Below are 23,943 nucleotides of genomic sequence, written 5' to 3'. Positions count from 1 at the left end.
TGGTAACATTTTTGGCTATTTTAACAAATGGCCTCTCCATGCAGGATTAACTTGCTTGGAGAGGTGAGGCATTATAAGGAAGCTACGATATAGAATCGATGTGCTTTTACTTCAATATACCCATTTTGTTGAATGGAGTTATAAGTGCAAAGTAAGCGATCTTCATATTTGGATACTGAAAAATCAGGGATTTGCCATGGAACTGCTTTTAAATAATACACAATGCTTCCGATGTCGTAAAAGCGTTGATACGGGAATGCTTCTTGTTGCTTAAGAATTTGAAAGCCAGCTTGTTTTAGTTGTGAAGAGGCGTACTGCATGTTCCAATAACTATATTCATTTTCATTATATGCATGAAGCAGGTGATTTAATTCTAAATTATCTAATCCGCCAACTTGCTGTGTAATAAAAATTCCGTTTGGTTTTAAAATTCGTTTTATTTCTAATTCGCAATATGATTCATGTTTATTAATAATTAAATCAAATTGATTGTTTGCGAAAGGCAAACATGTATCATCCTCGACGGGATAAACAGAGACACCTAAAGGTTCTAATTTTGCTTTTGCTAAAGCTACATTTGGCGGATAGCCTTCTGTTGCTGCAGTTCTATCAGGAAGCGGGGTTAACAAAGATAAAAACTCACCGCCACCAGTCCCCATATCTAGCATGCTATCTACTTTTTGTATATAGTGTAATACATTTGCTGCATAACTCCATGGTAGAGGTTCTGTGCTTAGCCTTCCGGTATCTGCTAAAAACGAGAAGTTCCACCCATGAAAAGGCTTATCCGCCTGTTTAATGAAATGGTAAAAAGTGTCCTTCATAGTAATTCCTCCTGAGTTATATATTTATAGCTGTAATATATAAGAGGAGGTCCACGACATGAAATGAAGTTACTATATGTCTATTACATAGTGATACATATATGTACATTTCCTTTCTAAATGGAATATCTTAAGGGTTATTGTAAGATTTTAACGTCAATTAGTAAATGAAAAAATCAGAAAAATGAAATTGTTTCAAGTGTTTTTCCTTCATTGATCATATGTAGAGGTACGTCAATATGTGTACCGCTATGAACATCTAACTCTATACGGAGCGTTTGTTACTTTCGAAAATTTTGGTTGTTTTTCAAGCTTATTTTTGTAAACAGTTATTCCTTCAAAAACAGGTGCTGTTATATCATATATTTTCATTGTCGTTCTCTTCTTTAAAACGAGTTGTTATAGTTGGCCACCAATGAAAATCATCTTTTTCTAATAAAGCATCAGATTCTTTAGGACCCATTGATCCAGACTCATAGTTAGGGAAGTTTTCAGCTTTTTTGTTTGTCCAAACATTTGAGATAACATCAACAAATTTCCAGGAAAGGGCCACTTCCTCCCAATGCGCAAAATTGGTTGAGTCACCACGCATGCAATCATATAGGAGAACCTCATATGCCTCGGGTGTGTTCATTTTATCTGCACAGTTATTACAATAACTTAATCTAATTGGTGTTGATGTAACACTGCTATTTGTTTTTTGGGCATTTAAATGCAGTGTAATTCCTTCATCGGGTTGAATATGAATAATTAGTAAGTTAGGATGAGTCTTTTTTTCTTTATTAAAATACAAGTTCATTGGCAAGTCTTTAAATTGTATGACAATTTCAGTCGATTTCTCTTGCATACGTTTACCTGTTCGAATATAAAAAGGAATCCCTGCCCATCTAAAGTTGTCAATCATAAGCTTACCAGAGACAAATGTCTCTGTATTCGATGTGGGATCTACCGCGTTTTCTTCTTTGTAGCTAATCACCTTTTCTTCGTTTACGATGCCGGACCCGTACTGTCCACGAACAAAATATTGTTCGACTTGTTCTTCAGTAAGTGATCTTAAAGCACGAAAAATTTTTATTTTCTCGCTTCGAATCTCATCTGCTGTTAATTTAATGGGCGGTTCCATTGCAAGGAGAGCAACCATTTGTAACATATGATTTTGAACCATATCACGGAGAGCACCTGAGGACTCGTAATAACGTCCGCGATCCTCAACTCCTAATGTTTCACTTGAAGTAATTTGAACGTTAGCAATATATTGATTGTTCCAAAGTGGTTCGAAAATAGCGTTAGCAAAACGAATTACTTTAATATTTTGAACCATTTCTTTTCCTAAGTAATGGTCAATTCGATAAATTTGTTCTTCTGTAAACGCTTGGCGAAGCTGGTTGTTTAGCTCTTCGGCTGATTCGTAGTCATGGCCAAACGGCTTTTCAATAACTAAACGAATCCATCCTTCCGTAGAAGTTAATCCTTCTGACTTTAAATTTGTGGCAATTGTACCAAAAAAATCAGGTGCCATCGCTAAATAAAAAATGCGGTTTCCATTCGTATTATAATTGTTATCAAGAGTGCTTAATAAACTTTTAAGCTCTTGATAAGAAGATACGTTTGTTACATCAAAAGGATGGTAATAGAAATGGGAAGCAAATGTCTCCTGATTTCCATCATCATCTGGAAAGTGGTTAACAGATTGTTTGACATTTTCACGAAATGTTTCATTAGACCAAGGTCTTCTTGCAACACCAACAACGGCGAAATCTTCAGAAATTTTTCCGTTACGATACAATCTATAAATAGAAGGAAACAATTTACGCTTGGCTAAATCACCTGTTGCGCCAAAAATAACAATAATAGCTTTAGGAGTTTTCATCATGTAATGGGCCTCACTTTATTCTAAATAAATTTACACTTAGTATGTGGTTTATTTGGTAATACATGTAAAGATAATGTTGAATAATTTGCTTACTGAGTGATGAAATAGAGTATACATAGCACATTTTTAAAAAAAAGAAGGAGAACTTTAAGAAGTAGAGAAATGTAGAACTAAATTAAAGATGGAGGAATAAGATGAAAGTGCAATTGGAAGCAGTGACAAGAGAGAATTGGCAAGAGGCCCTAAGATTAAAAGTTAAAGATGTTCAAAATCAGTTCGTTCCCACTGTAGCGGTATCACTTGCTAAAGTATATATTAAACCAGATGGTGATAATGTGAATTATCTTCCCTTTGCAATTTATGAAGAAGCGCATGGTATGATTGGTTTTGTGATGCATGCTTATGTAGAAAATACTGATGATATGTATTGGATTAACGGATTCATCATTGATGAAAAGCATCAAGGTAAAGGGTACGGTAGAGCGGCTCTATATAAAATGGTGAATTGGATTATAAATCAATATCCGCAGTGCAAAGAAATTCGCTTAACAGCTCATAAAGAAAACCATGCTGCTCGTCAATTATATAAAAGTTTTGGTTTTGTTGAAGCAGGGAAATTTGATCAAGAAGAAGATGTATTCCGCCTCATAATTAGCAGGGAAGAATAGATGATATATGGATTTAGTATAAAAGGTATATTAGTTGGAGCTAATATACCTTTTATATTTTTACATTTGGTTGTTATCTAATTTTTTTTACGAATCTATCGTATTGTAAACGAAAAAGATGAATGAGCAAAGGAAGGTCATCTTCACTTTTTATGTGATAACTAATCCAACCAGAATTAGGTAAAATATGATGTGGTTGAGCTAATTCTTGTTTTAATATCTCATCTCTTATTGATTTTGGAAATGGCAAATCAGCTAATGTGTCTCCGTGAACATGACCTAATTCTTTATTTTTATAATTAAATTCAACCCCACCGTATCGATGCGCCTTTTCAGTCACACCTTCCCAGCTAAGAATCTCTTTTTTTAACATATTGCTAAGTGACATAATGGATCACTCCTTATAAATCATAGATTTTAATAGTATAATATGTTTTTTCTTTGCTGTTTATATCGTTCAAAAGTACGAATGTATATACGAAAATGGTTTATAGGTATATGGATTCTGACAGTATCTTTGAACAATCTTGAAATAGACATGGTATAATTTAGGTGGTAAATACGGTATAAAAAATTAGGAGGGAGAACATGGGGAGAGAAGTGCTCTTTGATGACGAAGGTGTAGTTTTGAAGTTGAATGGAGTAACTGGTTTTTTTGCATTGAAACTAAAATTAAAAATTCCATTTCACACGATTAAAAGTGTATATGTTGATTATTTTGATGCCCCGCAATGGATGCTTCGGATGCCTGGAACATCTATTTCTGCCCTTAATATCTTTGAAGGAAGCTTTAAATACGCCGATGAGTGGTACTTTCTTTCTTATGAAAACAGAGTTTCTCTCGTAATGATTGAATTAGAAGGGCACGAAAAATACAAGTATGTTATGTTTGAGATTGATAATCCGACTAAGGTGGCAGCAGATATTAGGAAACGTATGAGAGATTGATGTCGGATACTTGTTTCTAATGGGTGGTACAACGTTGGAGGCGATCAATGGGTATCAGGTGAATATGTGAGATTTGAGAAGTAATAATAGGAGCCGGCTCTTGCGAGTCGGCTCTACAATTAATTATTTATCACAAGCTAATCCATCGCCATCACGATCCAGTTTAGATGAGTACGCCGGTTCCCCTTTTTTAATGTTAGAGAAGCCAGCCGCTTTTGCTTCTTTACAACTTTTAAAATTATACTTCTCTTGAGGTAAATCGTTGTTTGATTGTTGCTGTGCAGTTTGTTGCTGCTCAGATTGAGTTTGTTGTTCTTGTTGTTTTTTCAATTCCTCTTGTTTTCTCGCTTCTTCTTGCTTGTGTTGTTCTTCCTCTTGTTTACGTTTCTCTTCTTCTAGTTTCTTTTGCTCTTCTAGTTTTTTCTTTTCTTCATCAACCTTTTGGCATTCTTTAGATTTTTCATCTAGTTCCATTTCTTTTTCTTTCAATTTTTTCTCAAGTTTGTCTAAGTCTTTCTCTTTCTTATTTAATTGTTGTTCTTTCTTTTCTAATTTAGCTTTCTGGGCACTACTTGTGTTATTACTACACGATGTGAATAGAATAAAAATTAGGAAAAATAATGTAATGATAACACGTACTGTTTTTGTGAAATGTTTATGCTTCCACATTAAAAATAAACCAATTGGAAAGAAGATGATTAAAAAGAAAATAGTCCAAAACTTACTCTGCATTACTTGTTTCCCCCTCGGAAAATATGTATATATTACAATGTTAAGTATATCAGAAGGGGGAGGGTAATTTTACATGATTTTTGATTTTTATGGTTATAAAGTAAAATATTTCATATAAATATTACCTTGAAATGCTAGAAACCCAGCTCTTTTGTGAGCTGGGTTATTTTTTTGATAATACATATTTCGAATTTTTCTCCATCATTTCTAAAAGTTTTATTCCATCGATTAGTTGTATCCCTTTACCTTTTGCATATTCCTGTGCAGTGCTTGCAAATTCATTAGACGTGACGAAATAACCTTTATTGGCATTTGCGTCTACTAGAGCGCTATGAAATTTTTGCATGTCTGGTCTACCAACTTTTTTCTTCGCATTATATCTCTTGCATTCAACGAAAGCCACCTGGCCATTTCTACGTAAAATAATGTCCTTACCACCATCATTACTTCGACTTGTAACTTGAGCTTTATATCCACGTTTTCGGAAAATGTCTGCCACAAGTTCCTCAAAATCAAATGGATCCATGTCACGAAGACCTTCCAACGTACGTAATTTACGTTCTCTTTCTATTCTTCGTATTTCTTCTAGTTTCAATCTCTCTTCAGCTTCTTCAATCAATGCAGATTGCCGTTCGAAATACTGTATTACAGATCTGAAAAAGAGCCATAAACCTATAATCGAACTTGTCATCAGTGAAGAGATAATAAAGATGTTTTTATTTCGTATTTCATCGATTAAATAATCGAGAAAGCCCGCAAATAAATACAGTCCATATAAAAAGATTCCAGCGATGATGAACCAAAATACTGCTATAACATTTGCTGCAGCTTTATTTTTATAGGTTTTCCGTCTAGCCACGTACACTTCACCTCATTATGAAGTGTAACCAAGAGTGTAATTAGTAATTCTTCCAATAGATGTTTTTGTTATCAAGGACATACATATATTTTGTTGAATATTTCATTGTTATAAATTATAGAAATGAGGGGGATAGTTTGCTAAAAAACATTGTATACATATTTTTCTTTTATTTTTTCTTGATTCCGCAAATTACATTAGCGCACCTAGGACGAACTGATAGTAGTCGTGGCCACTATTGTTGGACAAATTGTGAGAATTGGGATTTAAAAAACGGACAGTACCATATCCACAACGGAGGAAATGACAATGCAAGTGATAATAATGAGCCAGAATATGATCCGCAAGCTGAATATGATAGTGGTTATCAAAAAGGGTATGAAACGGCATATAAATATGCTTCTAATTGCCAGGAATATGAATGGGAATGGAATGGTACGCAAGATTACGGTAATGGTTTTGAAGATGGTATTGACCAAGGTCATTCGGGTGGTTCAAAATAAGTATGATGTATTTGCGAAGATCTATTTAATTCAAGAAATATAAAAAAGTGCTAACAAGTTTACAAACGAACTTGCTAACACCTATACAAAAAGTTATAAAATGTCGCTGATATGTCATTTGTAAAAAGATGAAATCCTTTAATACTTACAACAAGCACAATAATATACTGAAATTGGATCACCCTTTGTCTATTTTGTATTTAATAAAATAATAGTTCGCCTCCATACAGGAAAAAGCCTTTCTAATGGCATATAATTGTAAGTAGACCTACATATCATTTTCAGTATCATCCATATGCAGCGTAAATAAGGGGGATTATGCATGAGAATAGAAGTAGAAAAGTTACTGCAAAACCTTGAAACATTCGGATTAGAACATGACCACACAAAAGAAACGAGGGAAGAAAAGCTGCGTAACGTTTCTAAAGAAATGGGGCAGTTTTTATCTATTTTGGTGAAAATGTGTGAAGCAAAACATATTCTAGAAATTGGAACTTCGAATGGATTTTCTACGTTATGGCTTGCCAATTCTGCAGAGGAAACAAGAGGAACTGTTACAACAGTTGAACTCTCATCGAAACGAGTTGCACAAGCAATTGAAAACTTCCAAAAAGCAAACCTCACAAACTATATTCATACCCATAATCAAGAAGCTGGTGCATTTTTATCAGAACAGCTAGACAAGTCATACGATTTTATTTTTTTAGATGCAGAACGAACGCAGTATATGTGGTGGTGGGAAGATTTAAAACGTATTTTAACACCTAAAGGAGTTATCGTCATTGACAATGCGACTTCGCATGTGGAAGAATTACAGAAGTTTTTTGAGTTAGTCGAAGAAGAGGAAAGCTTTGAAACAGTGTTATTGCCTTTTAAGATGGGTGCCTATGTAATGCGGAAAAATAGCTGAATAGAACATTTAAGAGGAAGTGTTAGCCCCTAAACTAAAGAATCCGACTAAAGAATGGATGTTTCTCAGCCTTAAGTCTGAGGACAATCAAAAATACAATAGGTATACTTATAATATAAAACAGGGAATGAATGCAATATAAACTGTTTAGAGATATGGTAACCTAACCATAATTATAAGTGTATGCATATAAAGGAGCGATTTTGTTGACGGAATTGCAAAAGAAGGAAACTTTATCAGTAGAGGACAATATGGAAGTAGTTGTGGATACAGTAATTAAAGAGGATGAATTAGTTGAACTAAATAAAGAGGCAGATTTGTATGTACAAAAGTTAAATAGTGAGCATAATGCAGATCTTTCAAAAGTATTGTCACAACTGGCTGATTTAGGAGATAAAGAACAACGCGATGCAGGACAAACATTAACGGCATTAAAACGTCCAGTAACGGCAATGATGAATGGAAAAAATGAGGATATTCCTAAAACATTGCTTGATTTACGTAAAGTTGTTTCAGAATTAGATCCGAACTCATTACAAGCAACTGGTATGAAACGAATTATGTTTAAAGTATTTAAGAAAAATCCGATGGAAACGTATGTTCATAAATACCAATCCATTGATAAGCAAATCGAAGAGATTATTAAGTCATTATTAGTTGGTCGTGATAATTTACAAGAAGACAGCGTTGGTTTAGAAATGTTAAAAGAACAGTCTCAGCAAAAGATTCATGCGCTTGATAAACAAGTATATTTAGGTAAGAAACTTGCGGATATGTTGGAAGTAGAGAAACAAAATCCAGAGCGGCAAAAAGATATTCCATTAATTAATGATGCGCTAGAAAAAATTCTTGTACGTACGCGTAACATGCAGCAAGCGAAGAGTGTCTTACTGCAATCCATTGCCTCTGTTGATATTATTAAGAAAAACAATGAAAAATTAACAGAAGCGATTCGAAATGCAATTACAATGACACAAAACGTTGTAACTGTATCTGCAGCTATTCAATTGGCATTAACGAATCAAAGGAAAACAATTGACGCAGTGAATGCAACAAACGAAGCAATTGAATCTATGATATTAAGTAACTCACAAGCGTTGAAACAAAATACAGAAGAAACGACAAAATTATTAGAAAATCCAGCAATCGGCATGGAGAAACTTCGTGAATCGTTCCAAAACGTCTTTGCAGCGATTGAAGCGTCTGAAAAATCAACAGAGCGAATTATCGAATCAAGTAAAATGTTTGTAAAAGAACTAGATTCGTTCAACGATGAAATGAAAAAGAAGCTCATTCAGCGTCCAACTAAATAAGCTGCAATAGAGGAGGTGAAAACATGAATTTCTTTCAATTTATCTTGATGCTGATAGGTATTGTTCTTTTGTTAGGACTTACTGCAGTAATTTTACTTGCTTATTTTGGACGAAAGTTTTATATATCATGGACAAAACCGTATAAACGAGCGGCAGATTCAATGGAGCGCTTATCACACAGCACAATACCATTCTTACAAGAATTTACACAACATCCATTGTTTTACCGCTGGATTCGCACAGAAGGAAGCAGTAGTCAAAAAGCATTTACAGTTCTTTTTTGCACAGCTAATCAGCGCACAAAGGAACAGGTTTTTTCAATGTTGCCGAGGGAAAAACAGAAAAAACTACATTATGTTGTAAAAACAACAAAGCAAATTACAAGTGAAGATATGGAAATGGCAACGATGAAAGTAAAAGAATTCTTGAAACAAGAATCACAGCAATCATCGAAGCCGAAAGATTTCTCATTTTACAAGCTATACTTCTATGATCGTTATCCGGACGCATTAAAAGACATTGAAATGTATAAACGTTCAGTGAATCCATCATTGCAAAGAAGCATTGATGATGTGACAATCTCCGTTTTACATGCCATTCCGTATTATCAAGAAAATCGTATGTTTGAACAGCAGCATAAACTTGAGACTTTCTTAATGAAAGACTTAGTAGATATGTTGTCACTCATTGCACAAATTCCACCAGCACAGCGTTCGGAGAAAGAAGAAGAGCTTACTGTTTATCTAAAAGGATTCCAAAAAGAAATGGAAGCAGTAGAACGTAATATTCGTAACGCTGTTGATTATGATTTACAAGTGAAGATGCGTGCAGCGAAAGAGAAATTTAAGAATTAAACAAGCGAGCATTGATATATCAATGCTCGCTTGTTTAATTTTGGATGGAGATAATAGTTGGTAATTTCACGTATCGTAATAATAATTACAATTTAAAAAAAAGAAAGTAAACAAACCAAAATACGGGAAGAGGGTTTACAGTTTGCTTGCTACCGATAATGGTATGTTAACTTCATATGAATAAAGTATACAAAGATGAGAAAACAAGATTAAGGAAAAACATAGAAAGGATATTTTGTTACTACAAACGAATTATTTATACACATGCTACACAATAAAGGAAATGTAGGGAGTGTCTTTATGCCATTAGTAAAAATTTATTTAAAAAAAAGAAATGGAATAGATAAAAAATTGATTGCTTTTACTGTAAGAGAGATACTTAAGGATGTTTTTAAAGTGCCTGCTAATGATGGACCTGTAAAGTTTTTTGAAATAGATGAAAGTGACTGGTTTATGCCCGATGGATGGGAAGAAGAAAAGGTCTTTATTGAGCTTCTAATCTTGCCTGGACGCAAGAAAGAAACAAAAGCTAAATTGCTAAAAGAAATAACAGAACAAGTATCAAATATATTGAAAATCAACAAGAATGCCATAATTATAACGCTACACGAACCATCTCTTGATAATTGGGGATTTAAAGGAGGGCAGCAAGCTTCTCAAATAGGTGTTACCTTTAAGCTGGATGTTTAATTTCGATACTAAGGCAACTTATTTATTAATCAAGCAGTGATAACTTAAAGAAATCTTGATTTGATGTAGATTTAAAACAGAGTTAAGCTGTTTAGAAATAAAGTGAAACTTTCATCAGTAGGATTTTTTTTATAATCTTGAGGTGGGAGTTTTACTGCCCACGAATAGTGAGACAAATTTGCAATGCTTTACCCCTTTAGATTTGATTTTCTAAAGGGGTGTTTTTATGCCCCAAAATCTCGACTATTAAAAGTTAATAAAATATAAATTTGTTTAATTAATAGTAGTTCCAAATTACTCAGGATAATTCTGAATAGACGTTAAATTTGAATGGGATTTGGTATAATTATCTTATAAGCATAATTTATAAGAGGTGAAATTCGATTATGAGAAATGAAACTTTACATACTATGGATGATATTATTACTATGTTAGACTCTCTATTAAGATCACCTGAGTCGTTTTGGAATCATTTTTATTCTGATCGTGGTAAAGAAGTACCTTTCTTTGCTAATGTACCGGATGAAAATTTAGTTTCTTATTTTGATAGAAACGTGATTCAGAAAGGAAAAGTGCTAGAATTAGGCTGCGGTCCTGGTCGAAATGCTTTGTATTTAGCAAAAACGGGCTGTGAAGTAGATGCAGTTGATTTATCAGAAGAAGGGATTAAATGGGGAGAAGAAAGAGCGGCTGAGCAAAACGTATCAGTGCGTTTTATCTGTAAGTCTATCTTTGATTTACAAGTCGAGAACCAATATGACTTTGTATATGATTCTGGCTGTTTACATCATATCCCACCTCACCGAAGAATACATTATGTGGAGTTAGTCAAGCAAGCATTAAAGCCAAACGGGTATTTCGGTTTAACATGCTTTGCTGCAGGAGAATCAGACGAAAAAAATGGTTCGGAAATATCAGATTGGGATGTATATCGAGGGTGGAGCTTACAGGGAGGAATTGCGTATTCAGAAGAAAAACTGCGTGATGTTTTTCAAGATTTTGAGGTTATTGAACTGCGTAAAATGAATGAAATTAAGCAACCAAATGAGGTGTTTGGTGAAGCATTTCTTTGGACGGCTCTTTTTAGAAAGAAAGGGTAATTTCGATGGAGAGAACAATTTTACTTTTCTTAGGTAATAATGATTTAGAAGAAATTGAAGCGATAAGAAGAAAACATGATCCTTTATTTGGTTTGATTTCACCTCATATTACGCTAGTATTTCCTTTTGTGAGTGAAGTGCCAAATGAGTGTTTAAAAAAACATATAGAAACAATTATAGGCAGCATGAATTCTTTTTATATTACGTTAAATCCAGTTGTAACCAATGAGGATGAGTACTTATTTTTACTCATAGAAGAAGGAAAAGAAAATATAATTGAGTTACATCATAAGTTGTATACAGATTTTCTTCAACCGTTTCTTCGCAAAGAAATTCCTTATATTCCTCATGTTACATTAGGAAGGAAAGGTGATAAAGAACAGGCTTTCCGTATTATAAAAAATCTTCATCCACTTCGAGAGACTATGCGATTCACTATTGATAAAATTACAGTGGAAAGAATAGGTGAAAACGAGGAATCTATTATAGAGTTTGAAGTACAACTTACAGCAAAATAAGAAAATTGTTTTTCGAAATGAGAATCTTCATCGAAGTAAATTTGCTTTATAGGTAATTTAACGTACCTTTACTTGATTTTGTACATATAGTATAATAATTCCATAATTTAGATTTCAATGAGAATAAAAAAATAAATTAGACGAGGTGCTTTTTGTGAGTGGAGTAGTATCTAAATAGGCAAAAATTTAATTAAATAAATCTGATGATGAAGGGTATTTTTTATATCAATATATACCCTGTATTCGGTCATGGATTTATTTAAGTTACCTATGAAGATACCTACAACACTTTATAAAGCATGTAGCGGTATTTATTATTAAAGACCTAGACCTTTATTTGAAAAAGGTTTGTTTAATGATAGATACTTGTTTTTACACTTGTCTTGTAAATGTATGTAAAGCTACGGTATCCCCGTAGCTTTTTTTATTTTCACTTTATAGAAACTCATTGAAATCTTATTATTAGGTATCTTCATACATGATTCAATTATTAAATCACAGTGAGGAGAACAGAAATGAATATCATGACATTTGAAAAATTGCAGTATAACGAATTAAAGGAAATTGTAAAGTCATATTGTGTAAGTGGATTAGGAAAACAATTATTAGATAAATTGCAGCCAAGCTCAAATATGAAAGTAGTGAAGAATCGATTAAATGAAACGACTGAAGCAAAATCAATTTTAAATACAGAGAGTCACGTTCCATTGATAGGAATTTCTAATATAGAAGGTATCATTGGAAAGCTTGAAAAAGGAATAATTTTGGAACCAACAGAATTAGTTAGCATATCAGATTTTTTAAGAGGATGTAGAAAAATTAAGGGATTCATGTTAAGTAAAGCATTTTTTGCGCCTGTTTTAAGTTCTTACGCATACTCTATGTCAGAGTTCAAAAATATTGAGGAAGAGATTCATTTTTCTATTAAAGGGAATCGAGTTGATTCTGCTGCAAGTAAAGAATTAAAGCGAATTCGAAATCATATTGAAACAACAGAAGAAAAGATTGGAGATCGCTTAAATAAATTTTTAAAAAGTAGTGCAAATAAGGAGTATATTCAAGAATTCTTTATTAGTAAAAAAGATGATCGATATACTGTTCCTATTAAGGCTTCTTATAAAAATCAAGTTGCAGGAACAATTGTAGAGATTTCTTCTAAAGGTTCAACAGTATTTATGGAACCTGCTGTTATTTCCAAATTAAGCGGGGAGTTGGCGAGTTTAAAAGCGGAAGAGGTGATAGAGGAGTATCAAATATTAGCGACTTTATCAGGAATGATTCGTGAGAATGTTAGTGATATAAAAATCAATATTGAGCTTATAAGTCAATATGATATGATTTTCGCGAAAGCTAAATTTAGTAAGAGTATTGATGGTATAGCACCGAAATTAAATAGTCATGGATATATAAAACTAGTTGAATGTAAACATCCTCTTTTACAAGGTGAGATTGTTCCATTAAATTTTGAGATTGGAAAAGAATATCGCAGTTTAGTCATTACGGGACCGAATGCTGGAGGAAAAACAATTGTCTTGAAAACAATTGGATTATTAACTTTAGCAGCAATGTCAGGGTTTCATATTCATGGTGATGAAGAGACGGAAATTGCACTTTTTGATCACATTTTTGTAGATATAGGTGATAATCAAAGTATTGAAAATGCTTTAAGTACATTTTCATCACATATGAAAAATATTTCAGAAATTATGAGGATATCTAACAATAATACGTTGTTGTTATTTGATGAAATTGGTAGTGGTACAGAACCGAATGAAGGTGCTGCACTTGCGATTGCCATTTTAGAAGAGTTTTATCATATGGGGTGTATAACAGTTGCTACGACTCATTATGGTGAAATTAAACGATTCTCAGAAATTCACAGTGACTTCATGAATGCGGCTATGCAATTCAATAATGAAACATTAGAGCCTATGTATAAGTTAATTATTGGAGAGTCCGGAGATAGCAACGCACTTTGGATTTCGAGGAAGATGAATTTACGAGAAAATGTTTTGCAACGGGCACAGTGTTACATGGAAAATAAAGATTATAGCTTAGAGCTAGTAAGAGAAAATAAATTAAAGAAGCCTGAAGTGAATGCGGTGAAAACGAAAGAAATTTATGAGTATGAGATTGGAGACAAAGTAAAATTATTAGATCACAATGATTACGGCATTGTATACAAGAAAAAAGATAGTTTCAATAATATTGTAGGACTATACAAAGAAGAGTTTATTGAAGTGAATTGTAAGCGCGTTATTCTGGAATTGAAAGCAGCAGAGTTGTATCCAGAAGGCTATGATTTAAATACGTTATTTGTAAGTTATAAAGAGAGAAAGTTACAACATGATATAGAACGAGGTTCTAAAAAAGCATTAAGAAAAATACAACAAGAAATTAGAAAAAAGTAAACTAAGAATTTCTGTACGAGTATTCAAGATATAATTCGATTGTCAACAAGCCCCCACTTAAACGTTAAAAATAGAATAAATGTGTAAAAACGCGCTCTTATTTTGAATAAATACAATAATAGCGCGTTTTTGTTTTTCATATTTAGCTAAATAAATGGTACAATCAATATTTGATATGAAAAATAGTGAAAAGAAGTGATGGATTTGAAAGGTTTTTTAGAATTAGGAATTAGCACAACGTTAAATGATACATTAAGAGAAAACGGAATCGCGGAATCGACTCCAATTCAAGAAAAAGCAATCCCAGTAGTTCTAGCAGGAAAAGATATTATTGGACAAGCAAAAACAGGAACGGGAAAAACATTAGCATTTATTTTGCCGATAATAGAAAAAATAAATCCACAGTCCAGTCATGTTCAGGCGTTAATTGTAGCACCAACACGAGAATTAGCATTGCAAATCACAAATGAAATTCAAAAAATGATTGTGCATGTAAAGGATATTCATGTGCTTGCTGTTTATGGTGGACAAGATGTTTCACAGCAAATGAAGAAATTGCAAGGAAATACACATATTGTTGTGGCGACACCTGGACGATTATTAGACCATTTACGCCGCGGAACAATTGAATTATCACATGTATCTATGCTTGTTTTAGATGAAGCGGACCAAATGCTGCATTTTGGTTTTTTACCAGAGGTAGAAGAAATTATTGAACAAACACCTGTAGAGAGACAAACAATGTTGTTTTCTGCAACGATGGCTAAGCAAATTCAATCTCTTGCAAAGCGTTATATGAGAAAACCTGAAATTATAAAAATTCAAAGTGCAGAGGTAACAGTAAATAATATTCAACAACGCGTTGTTGAAACGACAGACCGAGCAAAGCAGGATACGCTGCGTCAATTAATGGAACGAGATCAACCGTTTTTAGCAGTTATTTTCTGCCGTACGAAACGCAGAGTTACAAACTTGTATGAAGCGCTAAAGGGATACGGTTACAACTGTGATGAACTTCATGGCGATTTATCACAAGCAAAACGTGAACGTGTCATGAAACGTTTTCGAGATGCCGAAAGTCAATATTTAATCGCAACGGACGTAGCGGCAAGAGGTCTTGATGTAGAAGGGGTTACACATGTGTTTAACTATGACATTCCAGAAGATGTTGAGAGTTACATTCACCGCATCGGTCGAACAGGTCGTGCTGGCGGAAGTGGACTTGCCATTACATTAGTTGCGCCAAAAGATAAAATGTATCTACAACAAATTGAAAAAGGAATTAACGCATCATTACAACGACAAGTATTAGAGCAGCCTAACAAGCAAGAATCTGTGAAAAAGGAAACAAAATCGCAAAAGCCAAAAGAAAAGAAACAATTTAAAGAGAAGAAGCAATCTGATCAATCTAGAAGTCGTGATAGAAAAGAAGGAACGAAAACAGAAAAATCACGTTACGGTCAACCAAGCAAGAAGAAACGCAGTGCAAAGCCGGGACAGAAAAATCGCGGAAGATAAGTTGAAGCTATATAAATCATGAAACATGAGTATCCTTTGAATAGGGGACTCATGTTTTTTTTGTATGTAAAAAATGACGGATATACTAACAAGTGTGAGGATTGGATGAAGAATCATCTAAATTGAAACTACGATAACATTTACATGATTTATATAGCATAAATAGAACAAATCGTGTAATAGCACATCATAGGAGTAAAGAAAAGAAACAGCATAATTGTAAGGTTAAAAATTTTTATTGTTAGGAGGAAACGTCGTCATGATTAAACTTGTACTTCTTCGTCACGGTCAAAGTGTATGGAATTTGGAAAATAGGTTTACTGGATGGACGGATGTTGATATGTCTGAAAAAGGATTACAGGAAGCAAGAGAAGCAGGACAAATTTTAAAGGCGAATGGTTATACGTTTGATGTGGCACACACTTCCGTGTTAAAACGAGCAATTCGAACGTTATGGATTATTCTTCATGAGATGGATCTCGCTTGGGTACCTGTTTATAAAACATGGCATTTAAATGAAAGGCATTACGGTGCACTGCAAGGTTTAAATAAGGATGAAACGATTAAAAAATATGGGGAAGAACAAGTAAATATATGGCGCAGAAGTACAAATGTAAGACCGCCAGCACTTACGGAAAATGATCCGCGTTATGAAGTTTCAGATCCCAGATATAAATATCTCGAAGAAGGCGAATTTCCTCTTACAGAGTGTCTAGAAGATACAGAAAAACGAGTTCTTAAGTATTGGTATGAAGAAATTGCGCCAGTATTAAAAAGTGGTGAGAAAGTAATTATTTCCTCGCACGGTAATACAATTCGCTCACTTGTAAAATATTTAGATCACTTATCTGATGATGGAGTTGTAACGTTAAATATCCCTACAAGCATTCCGCTTGTGTATGAATTAGATGATAATTTACAACCGATTCGACATTATTATTTGAGCATGGATGGAGAAGTGCCAGAAGGAGAAATTCCGAAGCATATATCACTCTAATATAGACAGGGTATAGAAGTTGGTAATCTATATATACGTAAGGGAAAAATGAAAGAGGGTGTGTAGACACATCCTCTTTCATTATGGGCGAAATCGTGAAATATGCTGAAACGCTTCTTTATAATTGGTTACTTCTATGAGCGCTTTCTCTTCTTCACGAATTCGGATTGATAGAACAGCTAAGTTGAAGAAACTAAAAACAACAGCAGTGATATATGCTTGAAATAAAAGTGGAATGAGTAAAATTTCCAAGATTACAATCATATAGTTGGGGTGCCGTATAAATTTATAGGGACCTTTTGTTGTTGCGGAGGTGTTAGGTAAAACAATAATCTTGGTGTTCCAATACGAGCCGAGAGAAGTGATCGTCCAAACACGAAGGAGTTGAGTCAAAAGTAAAAAAGTAAGAAGTATGTACCAAATAGGTGAAAGTTGACGATGAAAGATTGTAACTTCTAAAAAAATTGAAATGAGAAAGGAAGTGTGAAGTAATACAATGTATTTATAATGTGCTTTTCCGAATTCTAGTGCGCCTTTTTGTTTCATATATCTTTCATTTCGTTTTGCAATTGCTAACTCTATGAGGCGTTGCATTACAATAAGAATGAAAGCAATAAAAAAAATCATTGAATATCCTCCCAGCGTAGAAGGACTAACTCTGAACTAAAACCTGGTCCAAGTGCTCCAATTAACCCGAGTTCACCGCTTTTGTTGACAGTCTGTACATACTTTTGTAACACATACAATACAGTAACAGACGACATATTTCCATATTCACGTAGTATATCAAAAGAAATCTGCATTTTCCGTGCATCTATTCCTAGCGCATATTCATAAGCTTCTAGTACTTTTTTTCCGCCAGGATGTACAATGAAATGAGAAAGATCACTAAGCTGAGTATGATTCTTCGTTAAAAATTCTTTTACGTTCGGATGAAACCAAGTACTAATAATACTTGGGATATCTTTGGAAAAGATAACGTACAATCCTTCATTTCTTACGTCCCATCCCATTACATCTTCACTATCTTTCATAAGAGTAGATTGTGAATCAATATAAGAAGGAAGAATAGAAAGAGAAGACATAGCTGAAATATCCACTTCATCACCTGCTATTAAAGCACATGCTGCACCGTCAGCAAAAAGAGATGTTCCAATTAGGTTGCTTTTGGACAAATCATTGCGCTGAAATGTGAGACTGCATAATTCAACAGCAAGAACAAGGACTTTTGCCTTTGGAAAAGCTTTGCAATATTCAAAAGCTCTTGCTAATCCTGCTGCTCCGCCTGCACACCCAAGACCCCAAAGAGGAATCCGTTTCGTATGTGAAGAAAATGGTAAAACGTTCATAATTCTCGCATCAATCGTTGGGGTTGCGAGTCCTGTAGAAGAAATATAAAACAATGCTTCAATCTCTTCTAGTTTCATATTTTGCTTCAAAAATGTTTTATTGGTTACGCAGTTTTCGATTGCTTGAGCACCGAGTGTAATGGAGCACTCTATATACGCATTATTTTTATCCTCAAATGTATGATCATTTTCAAACCAAGATAGCTCTTTTGCGATATGGCGTTTTTCTATTTGTCCGTTTTCAAATACTTGTAATAAACGTTTTATATCTTTAAAAGCATCTCCAAATAAATCTTTTGCAAAGTGGACGACTGTTTTTTGATTGATTATGTGAGGAGGTGGACAAATTCCAACTGATATAATTTTAGGCATAGTATCTACTCCATTTTTCATCATATAGATTATACGGTGCACAATTTTATGTGGAAGTATTCAAGAAATGAAAATAGATGATATATCAATTGAAAGTGGTACAATACTTATATAGGATTGTTTATCCTGTTATTCGCGGGCAAGACCCTGAAATCCGAAGAAGATATGTGGGGATAACTGCCCGTAAAATCCCGATTGGTTCAAAGTAAGAAGAAGCAGACAAAATGAGAATTTCATTTTACCATGGGTAGAAAGAGGCGAAGCATATGTATACGAATTTAGAAGAATTAATAAAGCATCCTGTATTTCATCATTTTGCAGAAATTTCAAAGATTCCAAGAGGATCTGGTAATGAGAAAGAGATTAGTGATTATTTAGTAAAGTTTGCACAAGATAGAAATTTAGAAGTTGTGCAAGACCATGCGTTAAATGTCATTATGAAAAAGCCGGCAACACCTGGATATGAGCAAGTGCCAACAATTATTATTCAAGGTCACATGGATATGGTATGTGAGAAGAATCAATCGACTGTTCATGATTTTGAGAAAGATCCAATTCAATTACGAATTGTAGAGGATATGCTGTATGCAAATCATACAACGTTAGGTGCAGATAATGGGATTGCTGTTGCATATGCTTTAGCTTTATTAAATGCAACAGATATTCCACATCCTGCTCTTGAAGTAGTCATTACGACAGAAGAAGAAACAACGATGGGCGGCGCTTTTGCGGTTGATCCAAATCATTTTAGCGGTAAAATTTTTATTAATCTTGACTCAGAAGAAGATCATAAATTGTTAGTAAGCAGTGCGGGCGGTGCAAAAGCAGTTGAAACAATTTCTATCGTTTGGGAAGAAACGCCAGCTAACGTATTACCGTATCGTCTTTTTGTTGGCGGATTAAAAGGTGGACATTCCGGTATGGAAATTGATAAAGAAAGAGGAAATGCAAATAAAATTTTAGGTAGAGTCCTTCGTGATGTATCGAATGAAATTTCATTTTTTATAAATGAAGTTCATGGTGGATTAAAAATGAATGCGATTCCACGTGAAAGTACAGCGACGATTTTACTTTCTGCAAGTGATGCGCAAAAAGTAGAGGAGAAAGTGGAAGAGTGGACAGGCATTTTGCAAGAAGAACTACGTGCTGTAGACCCAGATGTGTATGTTTCACTTACGAAATTAGAAGAAACAGTTGAGAAGGTATTCGCACAAAAAACGCAAAAACAGCTTATTTCTTCATTATTTTTAATCCCTAACGGTATTCAAAGTATGAGTATGGATATAAAAGGACTAGTAGAAAGTTCTACAAACTTAGGTGTTGTTGAAACGTTACATAATGAAATGAAATTAAGAAACGAAGTAAGAAGTTCTGTAAAAAGCTTAAAACAACATATTGTAAATGAAATTAAGCATATTGCAGAACTAGTTGGAGCTCAGTTTGAAAAAGAATCTGAGTACCCAGAGTGGCCATATAATCCAAATTCCTCAATTCGCAGCTTATTTGAAAAGGTGCATAAAGAAAAGTATGGTACAGATGCAGAGATCTTTGCAGTTCATGCAGGAATTGAGTGCGGGGTATTTATGGAGAAAATTCCAGGACTAGATGCGATTTCACTTGGACCAGATATGTTTCATGTTCATACGCCAGATGAGCATGTAAGTATTCCTTCTGTTTTGAATAACTGGGAGTATTTTATTGAAGTATTGCGGGAGACGAAGTCTTTAGTTTAAATATGTTTGAGATGAAAAGAGATGCTTATATCTTTAGAGCATCTCTTTTTGTTTAGTTTATTAAGTCAGTTGACGACAATATTTAAATTACTACTAAAGTTGGAGAAAATTTAGTCAATATGTAGCAAGTATCTATAATTGAAAAAATGTAAAATGAATTTAAGAATCAAAATGTTAGAAGGGAGAGAGAAACTAATTGAGTAGAGAAAATAATAAAAAACTTGTGGTAATCACTGGAGTAACGCAAGGTTTAGGTCGGTCATTAATTGACCGTTTTTCTGAACTCGGTTGGTTGATTGTTGGATGTGGCCGTTCTCAAAGCAAGATAGAACAAATTAGGAGTCAATTTGACGACAAACATGATTTTCAATCCGTTGATGTTTCGGACGATAAGGCTGTTAGAGCTTGGGGAGAATATATTCTCCAGCGATACGATGCACCAGATTTACTTATTAATAATGCTTCTATCGTTAATAAAAATGCAACGCTTTGGACTATTTCTTCGGAAGAATTTGCAAATGTTATGAATATCAATGTGAATGGTGTAGTCAATGTGATACGGTCATTTGTTCCAGCTATGATTCATAATAAACGAGGTGTCATTATCAACATTAGCTCTAGTTGGGGAAGGTCTGGAGAAGCTAAACTTGCACCGTACTGTGCTTCCAAGTTTGCTATTGAGGGTCTGACTCAATCAATGGCATTAGAATTACCAAAAGAAATGGCAGTGGTTTCAATGGATCCAGGTGGTAGCATCGATACTCCGATGCTGCATTCGTGTGCACCAGAATATATATCAAATTCCCCAACACCTGAAGCTTGGTCACATGTCGCTGTACCATACATGCTTAGTATCACATCCAAAGACAATGGAAAATCACTTACTTGTCCAAAGGTTTCCTAAAGTATCATACCTGATAGATACGAATATACACTTTGGTTTGGTGGTGAAATTTTTGTAAAAGGAGGTTCTATATAAAATGGGAGACTGCTGCGGTGCTTCGAAAAGTGTAACGAGCGATGTTGTTTGTCCTTTATGCAAAATGAAAGGAAAACAGGTCAAATTGATTACATTAAAAAGCTTGCTGAATGCTAATGCTTTAGCTCAATTGGAGTCAGATAAAACATACTATTTTTGTTCAGAGCAAGAATGTAACGTAGTGTACTTTAATGAAGAACAGCAAGTATTTATTAAAAATGATCTTAAGGTTCCTGTTTTTCAAAAAGATATAGAGGAAGAAGTGCCTGCTTGTTACTGTTTTAATTGGACACGATCACGTATTCATGAAGAAATAAAACAAACCGGAAAGAGCCAAGCAGTACAAGAGATATCAATGCATATTAAAGCAAATCGTTGTGGATGCGAGATAAATAATCCTCAAGGTTCTTGTTGTTTAGGAAACGTATCTGCGTTTATAAAGCAAATTGAAAAATAATAATATTATTTTCTGCTGACATCAATTATGTGAATGAAACAACAATAGCTAGAGCTCGTAGTAGTTATCTACCTCAACTCTAGCTATTGTTGTTTATTTAGAATCAATAAGGTTAACAGCCCTAACTTTCATGTCGGGTTGTTGAGCTAATATTTGTTGTTTTGCTTCTTCAATATTACTCGCTTGTACTTTTCTGTAATACACAACTCCTTTAGGACATTGATATTCAATATTATAGTCTTTCTGTTTAGAGTCCATGTTTATTCCTCCTTACATTATGTAAAGCTTTAAGGGAGTATCTTTTTTTATATTTTAGACATATTCGTTAAAATAGCCTCTCTTATATTTCTACGTATGAAAAGTTCAAAATGAACATTATTTTTTTGATTTACTCATTGCGTACAAATAAAAAATATAATCAGTCGAAGTTCCTGTATAACCTAACTGCCTTAACATAGCTGTTATATTTCCGCGATGATATGTTCCATGATTAACAACATGCTGTATCAATTCAAAAACAGTCGTTTCTAGCCGTCCAAAGTGAGGGTGTTCAGGGGAAATGGCTTCATTTAAGTTCTCCTTACTAGTGAAGAATGCTTGGTAGTCTTCAAATAAATTTAAAAATAATTGTTCCATTTCTTTAATAGCTGTCTCTTTTATTTTTTCTGAAAGATGTATTGCTGATGCCTTTACTTCATCAAAAGGTTTACCGGATAAAGTGTGTAGCCAGATTGTATCAGTAATATACATATGCGCAAATGTTTGTGAAATAGAGGGAAATACACTTTGTACTTCTGTAGACCAAACGTCCGCTGGTAATGTTTTTAAGTGTTCAAATAGCCTTTTGTTTGCCCATACGTGATAATCATACGTTTGTAATGCTGGATGTTTCATTAAAAATTCCTCCAGTTTCAGTTAATTTCAAATTATAAAGGGATTAATTACTTTATATATACAACCAGCGTTTATGACTTTCCTGTTTGAAACTATGAAAAAGAAGTTAATTAAAAGGGAAGGGAGTTTTTTACTTTGTCCTGCATAGTTTCTAACATCTAAGCAAAAAGTAACGTTGGAGGTGAGCAAAGTGGGTCGAAAAACTAAACAGGATCCTTCCAGAGCAGGCCTTGGTTCTTCACAAGTCGAAGGTCAAGGAACTACTACGCAAGAAACAGGTTCCATGAAAGTACCTTCATCAAATAAGAGACAAAAACGTAGTTAATCATAATTTTTCATGAGTTTACTCTGTAACGTAGTAAAGTGAAAAAGCTATTGGAATTATGTTTACTAATTCCAATAGCTTTTTTAGATGTTAAAATTAGCGCTCCGTTAGTTGAACTGTAAAATCTCGAAAGTTGACTTGTTTGTAGAAGTTAAAAAGACTGGGCAAGACGGAATCCAAGGTCGTCTATGCAAAATGACGGATGGCTACGACGACGACACGAAGCTCCACACCCTCTAGCATCCTCAGCCCAGCTACCTCCCCGAAAAATTCGGTAGGAGCCGTACACTTGTTCATCATATAAATCCCAACACCACTCCCAAACACTACCTAACATATCATACAAACCCCAAGCATTCGGTTCCTTTCTTCCTACTTCATGGATTTTGCCTCCTGAATTTTCATTATACCAGGCAATCTTATCAAGCTCTCCGTATCTATAACCAGTAGTCCCTGCTTTACATGCGTATTGCCACTCTGCTTCTGAAGGAAGTCGATAGCCGTCTGATTCCCAATCACAAATAATGTTTTCACCATCATTACTTATAGAATAACACTCTTTCAGTCCAGCTTTTTGTGAAAGTAGATTACAAAAAGAAATTGCATCATTCCAGGAAATATTCACAACCGGTTTTAAATCTCCGTCAAAAGAATTAGGTGAGTTATTTGTAATAGCATAGTAAAGATCCATAGTTACAGGATACTGGGCAAGAAGAAAAGGTCTTATTTCAGCTTTCCATTTGCTTTTTATTCTATCGTCTCTTAATTCAATTTCTCCCCCAGGAATTTTTACCATTGGATAGTCAAGGTAACTCTTTATTTTATTTGGCACTCTACCTTCCTCCTAATGATCTTTGTTTTACAAATTTTACCGCGTGTAGAACCATTAAATCAATACGAAAATTACGTTGTTTTTTGCAAATAACTGCCTGTTAACGATTCATACAGCGCAAGCGCTGCACCACAGAGGATGAAAATTTTATGGCTGGGAGAAGAAGGTCGATCAACTATGGTGCCTTAGAGCCTATCGGTTAGTTGAAGAAGAATAGCGTATATACCAACAATGTTAATAAAAAAATATGTATGCAATCAACAATAAAAAGAAACATTTGACAT

26 protein-coding genes and 1 pseudogene are annotated in these 23,943 nt (G+C 34.2%); 16 read left to right on the top strand and 11 right to left on the bottom strand.

Annotated elements, in window-relative coordinates:
- Positions 1 to 71: 71 nt before the first annotated feature.
- The 3 genes and pseudogenes from LRP84_RS13095 to zwf form a co-directional block, all read right to left on the bottom strand.
- Positions 72 to 824 carry a class I SAM-dependent methyltransferase gene (locus LRP84_RS13095; RefSeq protein ID WP_230575481.1) on the bottom strand — a complete coding sequence of 251 codons (753 nt, stop codon included), beginning with the start codon at positions 822 to 824 and terminating at the stop codon, positions 72 to 74.
- A 188-nt stretch (positions 825 to 1,012) separates the two neighbouring features.
- Positions 1,013 to 1,196 (bottom strand): annotated as a pseudogene (locus LRP84_RS13090) (cyclase family protein); the annotation flags it as partial.
- Complete coding sequence (gene zwf, locus LRP84_RS13085) at positions 1,183 to 2,697, bottom strand: glucose-6-phosphate dehydrogenase (RefSeq protein ID WP_437438784.1); 1,515 nt, start codon at positions 2,695 to 2,697, stop codon at positions 1,183 to 1,185. The gene zwf and the pseudogene LRP84_RS13090, both read right to left, overlap by 14 nt.
- A gap of 194 nt (positions 2,698 to 2,891) precedes the next feature.
- Here zwf and LRP84_RS13080 point away from each other — a divergent pair, with 194 nt between their 5' ends.
- Positions 2,892 to 3,365, top strand: a complete 474-nt coding sequence (locus LRP84_RS13080) for a GNAT family N-acetyltransferase (RefSeq protein WP_230575480.1) — start codon at positions 2,892 to 2,894, stop codon at positions 3,363 to 3,365.
- 73 nt (positions 3,366 to 3,438) lie between these two features.
- Here the strand turns inward: LRP84_RS13080 and LRP84_RS13075 are convergent, their stop codons facing one another.
- Positions 3,439 to 3,753, bottom strand: coding sequence for a luciferase domain-containing protein (locus LRP84_RS13075; RefSeq protein ID WP_230575479.1), 315 nt, complete (start codon positions 3,751 to 3,753; stop codon positions 3,439 to 3,441).
- Between the two features lie 200 nt (positions 3,754 to 3,953).
- On the opposite strand from LRP84_RS13075, the gene LRP84_RS13070 reads away from it, so the two are divergent.
- Positions 3,954 to 4,313: a hypothetical protein gene (locus LRP84_RS13070; RefSeq protein WP_230575478.1), complete on the top strand. Its 360-nt coding sequence runs from the start codon at positions 3,954 to 3,956 to the stop codon at positions 4,311 to 4,313.
- Between the two features lie 123 nt (positions 4,314 to 4,436).
- Here LRP84_RS13070 and LRP84_RS13065 read toward each other — a convergent pair whose 3' ends face one another.
- Entirely contained in the window at positions 4,437 to 5,045 is a 609-nt protein-coding gene (locus LRP84_RS13065; protein WP_230575477.1) for an excalibur calcium-binding domain-containing protein, read from the bottom strand.
- Between the two features lie 163 nt (positions 5,046 to 5,208).
- Positions 5,209 to 5,904, bottom strand: a complete 696-nt coding sequence (locus tag LRP84_RS13060; RefSeq protein ID WP_230575476.1) for a restriction endonuclease — start codon at positions 5,902 to 5,904, stop codon at positions 5,209 to 5,211.
- Between the two features lie 137 nt (positions 5,905 to 6,041).
- Here LRP84_RS13060 and LRP84_RS13055 point away from each other — a divergent pair, with 137 nt between their 5' ends.
- The 10 genes from LRP84_RS13055 (at position 6,042) to gpmA (ending at position 16,718) form a co-directional block, all read left to right on the top strand.
- Complete coding sequence (locus LRP84_RS13055; protein ID WP_230575475.1) at positions 6,042 to 6,407, top strand: hypothetical protein; 366 nt, start codon at positions 6,042 to 6,044, stop codon at positions 6,405 to 6,407.
- 322 nt (positions 6,408 to 6,729) lie between these two features.
- Positions 6,730 to 7,317: an O-methyltransferase gene (locus tag LRP84_RS13050; protein ID WP_230575474.1), complete on the top strand. Its 588-nt coding sequence runs from the start codon at positions 6,730 to 6,732 to the stop codon at positions 7,315 to 7,317.
- Between the two features lie 206 nt (positions 7,318 to 7,523).
- A complete protein-coding gene (locus LRP84_RS13045; RefSeq protein ID WP_230575473.1) occupies positions 7,524 to 8,630 on the top strand; it encodes a toxic anion resistance protein in 1,107 nt (368 codons plus the stop codon).
- A 23-nt stretch (positions 8,631 to 8,653) separates the two neighbouring features.
- The gene (locus tag LRP84_RS13040) at positions 8,654 to 9,484 is read left to right on the top strand and encodes a DUF3974 domain-containing protein (RefSeq protein ID WP_230575472.1); all 831 of its coding nucleotides are present in this window, start codon (positions 8,654 to 8,656) and stop codon (positions 9,482 to 9,484) included.
- Positions 9,485 to 9,784: 300 nt separating this feature from the next.
- Positions 9,785 to 10,174: a tautomerase family protein gene (locus LRP84_RS13035; protein WP_230575471.1), complete on the top strand. Its 390-nt coding sequence runs from the start codon at positions 9,785 to 9,787 to the stop codon at positions 10,172 to 10,174.
- Between the two features lie 386 nt (positions 10,175 to 10,560).
- Entirely contained in the window at positions 10,561 to 11,274 is a 714-nt protein-coding gene (locus tag LRP84_RS13030; RefSeq protein ID WP_230575470.1) for an SAM-dependent methyltransferase, read from the top strand.
- A 5-nt stretch (positions 11,275 to 11,279) separates the two neighbouring features.
- Positions 11,280 to 11,792 (top strand): 2'-5' RNA ligase family protein, encoded by a 513-nt coding sequence (locus LRP84_RS13025; RefSeq protein WP_230575469.1) that lies wholly within the window; start codon positions 11,280 to 11,282, stop codon positions 11,790 to 11,792.
- Between the two features lie 515 nt (positions 11,793 to 12,307).
- Positions 12,308 to 14,203 (top strand): endonuclease MutS2, encoded by a 1,896-nt coding sequence (locus tag LRP84_RS13020; RefSeq protein WP_230575468.1) that lies wholly within the window; start codon positions 12,308 to 12,310, stop codon positions 14,201 to 14,203.
- Between the two features lie 198 nt (positions 14,204 to 14,401).
- On the top strand, positions 14,402 to 15,721 hold the full coding sequence (locus LRP84_RS13015; RefSeq protein WP_437438783.1) for a DEAD/DEAH box helicase: 1,320 nt from the start codon (positions 14,402 to 14,404) through the stop codon (positions 15,719 to 15,721).
- Positions 15,722 to 15,980: 259 nt separating this feature from the next.
- Positions 15,981 to 16,718, top strand: coding sequence for a 2,3-diphosphoglycerate-dependent phosphoglycerate mutase (gpmA, locus tag LRP84_RS13010; RefSeq protein ID WP_230575466.1), 738 nt, complete (start codon positions 15,981 to 15,983; stop codon positions 16,716 to 16,718).
- A gap of 81 nt (positions 16,719 to 16,799) precedes the next feature.
- Here the strand turns inward: gpmA and LRP84_RS13005 are convergent, their stop codons facing one another.
- Together LRP84_RS13005 and LRP84_RS13000 are read right to left on the bottom strand one after the other, a co-directional pair.
- Positions 16,800 to 17,345, bottom strand: coding sequence for an isoprenylcysteine carboxyl methyltransferase family protein (locus tag LRP84_RS13005; RefSeq protein WP_230575465.1), 546 nt, complete (start codon positions 17,343 to 17,345; stop codon positions 16,800 to 16,802).
- Complete coding sequence (locus tag LRP84_RS13000; RefSeq protein WP_230575464.1) at positions 17,342 to 18,439, bottom strand: type III polyketide synthase; 1,098 nt, start codon at positions 18,437 to 18,439, stop codon at positions 17,342 to 17,344. The genes LRP84_RS13005 and LRP84_RS13000 overlap by 4 nt, the downstream gene beginning before the upstream one ends.
- 266 nt (positions 18,440 to 18,705) lie before the next feature.
- On the opposite strand from LRP84_RS13000, the gene LRP84_RS12995 reads away from it, so the two are divergent.
- From LRP84_RS12995 to LRP84_RS12985, 3 genes are all read left to right on the top strand, one after another.
- Positions 18,706 to 20,172: an aminoacyl-histidine dipeptidase gene (locus tag LRP84_RS12995; protein ID WP_230575463.1), complete on the top strand. Its 1,467-nt coding sequence runs from the start codon at positions 18,706 to 18,708 to the stop codon at positions 20,170 to 20,172.
- Positions 20,173 to 20,368: 196 nt separating this feature from the next.
- Complete coding sequence (locus LRP84_RS12990; protein WP_230575462.1) at positions 20,369 to 21,076, top strand: SDR family oxidoreductase; 708 nt, start codon at positions 20,369 to 20,371, stop codon at positions 21,074 to 21,076.
- Positions 21,077 to 21,152: 76 nt separating this feature from the next.
- Positions 21,153 to 21,608 (top strand): putative iron-sulfur cluster-binding metallochaperone, encoded by a 456-nt coding sequence (locus LRP84_RS12985; RefSeq protein WP_230575461.1) that lies wholly within the window; start codon positions 21,153 to 21,155, stop codon positions 21,606 to 21,608.
- Between the two features lie 93 nt (positions 21,609 to 21,701).
- On the opposite strand, the gene LRP84_RS12980 is transcribed toward LRP84_RS12985, so the two are convergent.
- Positions 21,702 to 21,866 (bottom strand): hypothetical protein, encoded by a 165-nt coding sequence (locus LRP84_RS12980; protein ID WP_230575460.1) that lies wholly within the window; start codon positions 21,864 to 21,866, stop codon positions 21,702 to 21,704.
- A 117-nt stretch (positions 21,867 to 21,983) separates the two neighbouring features.
- Complete coding sequence (locus tag LRP84_RS12975; protein ID WP_230575459.1) at positions 21,984 to 22,502, bottom strand: DinB family protein; 519 nt, start codon at positions 22,500 to 22,502, stop codon at positions 21,984 to 21,986.
- A gap of 190 nt (positions 22,503 to 22,692) precedes the next feature.
- Here LRP84_RS12975 and LRP84_RS12970 point away from each other — a divergent pair, with 190 nt between their 5' ends.
- Positions 22,693 to 22,827 carry a YuzL family protein gene (locus LRP84_RS12970; RefSeq protein WP_098307419.1) on the top strand — a complete coding sequence of 45 codons (135 nt, stop codon included), beginning with the start codon at positions 22,693 to 22,695 and terminating at the stop codon, positions 22,825 to 22,827.
- Positions 22,828 to 22,978: 151 nt separating this feature from the next.
- On the opposite strand, the gene LRP84_RS12965 is transcribed toward LRP84_RS12970, so the two are convergent.
- Positions 22,979 to 23,623 (bottom strand): formylglycine-generating enzyme family protein, encoded by a 645-nt coding sequence (locus LRP84_RS12965; protein WP_230575503.1) that lies wholly within the window; start codon positions 23,621 to 23,623, stop codon positions 22,979 to 22,981.
- Between the last annotated feature and the right edge of the window lie 320 nt (positions 23,624 to 23,943).

It is taken from the genome of Bacillus rhizoplanae, from assembly GCF_917563915.1.
GTDB classification, from domain to species: domain Bacteria; phylum Bacillota; class Bacilli; order Bacillales; family Bacillaceae_G; genus Bacillus_A; species Bacillus_A rhizoplanae.
This window is presented reverse-complemented; position numbering and strand designations above follow the sequence as displayed.

Bases quoted from the DNA above. Each gene is read 5' to 3' on its own strand.
- LRP84_RS13095 (WP_230575481.1), bottom strand. From the start codon at position 824: ATGAAGGACACTTTTTACCATTTCATTAAACAGGCGGATAAGCCTTTT.
- zwf (WP_437438784.1), bottom strand. From the start codon at position 2,697: ATGATGAAAACTCCTAAAGCTATTATTGTTATTTTTGGCGCAACAGGT.
- LRP84_RS13080 (WP_230575480.1), top strand. From the start codon at position 2,892: ATGAAAGTGCAATTGGAAGCAGTGACAAGAGAGAATTGGCAAGAGGCC.
- LRP84_RS13075 (WP_230575479.1), bottom strand. From the start codon at position 3,753: ATGTCACTTAGCAATATGTTAAAAAAAGAGATTCTTAGCTGGGAAGGT.
- LRP84_RS13070 (WP_230575478.1), top strand. From the start codon at position 3,954: ATGGGGAGAGAAGTGCTCTTTGATGACGAAGGTGTAGTTTTGAAGTTG.
- LRP84_RS13065 (WP_230575477.1), bottom strand. From the start codon at position 5,045: ATGCAGAGTAAGTTTTGGACTATTTTCTTTTTAATCATCTTCTTTCCA.
- LRP84_RS13050 (WP_230575474.1), top strand. From the start codon at position 6,730: ATGAGAATAGAAGTAGAAAAGTTACTGCAAAACCTTGAAACATTCGGA.
- LRP84_RS13040 (WP_230575472.1), top strand. From the start codon at position 8,654: ATGAATTTCTTTCAATTTATCTTGATGCTGATAGGTATTGTTCTTTTG.
- LRP84_RS13035 (WP_230575471.1), top strand. From the start codon at position 9,785: ATGCCATTAGTAAAAATTTATTTAAAAAAAAGAAATGGAATAGATAAA.
- LRP84_RS13030 (WP_230575470.1), top strand. From the start codon at position 10,561: ATGAGAAATGAAACTTTACATACTATGGATGATATTATTACTATGTTA.
- LRP84_RS13025 (WP_230575469.1), top strand. From the start codon at position 11,280: ATGGAGAGAACAATTTTACTTTTCTTAGGTAATAATGATTTAGAAGAA.
- LRP84_RS13020 (WP_230575468.1), top strand. From the start codon at position 12,308: ATGAATATCATGACATTTGAAAAATTGCAGTATAACGAATTAAAGGAA.
- LRP84_RS13015 (WP_437438783.1), top strand. From the start codon at position 14,402: ATGGATTTGAAAGGTTTTTTAGAATTAGGAATTAGCACAACGTTAAAT.
- gpmA (WP_230575466.1), top strand. From the start codon at position 15,981: ATGATTAAACTTGTACTTCTTCGTCACGGTCAAAGTGTATGGAATTTG.
- LRP84_RS13005 (WP_230575465.1), bottom strand. From the start codon at position 17,345: ATGATTTTTTTTATTGCTTTCATTCTTATTGTAATGCAACGCCTCATA.
- LRP84_RS13000 (WP_230575464.1), bottom strand. From the start codon at position 18,439: ATGCCTAAAATTATATCAGTTGGAATTTGTCCACCTCCTCACATAATC.
- LRP84_RS12995 (WP_230575463.1), top strand. From the start codon at position 18,706: ATGTATACGAATTTAGAAGAATTAATAAAGCATCCTGTATTTCATCAT.
- LRP84_RS12985 (WP_230575461.1), top strand. From the start codon at position 21,153: ATGGGAGACTGCTGCGGTGCTTCGAAAAGTGTAACGAGCGATGTTGTT.
- LRP84_RS12980 (WP_230575460.1), bottom strand. From the start codon at position 21,866: ATGGACTCTAAACAGAAAGACTATAATATTGAATATCAATGTCCTAAA.
- LRP84_RS12975 (WP_230575459.1), bottom strand. From the start codon at position 22,502: ATGAAACATCCAGCATTACAAACGTATGATTATCACGTATGGGCAAAC.
- LRP84_RS12965 (WP_230575503.1), bottom strand. From the start codon at position 23,623: ATGGTAAAAATTCCTGGGGGAGAAATTGAATTAAGAGACGATAGAATA.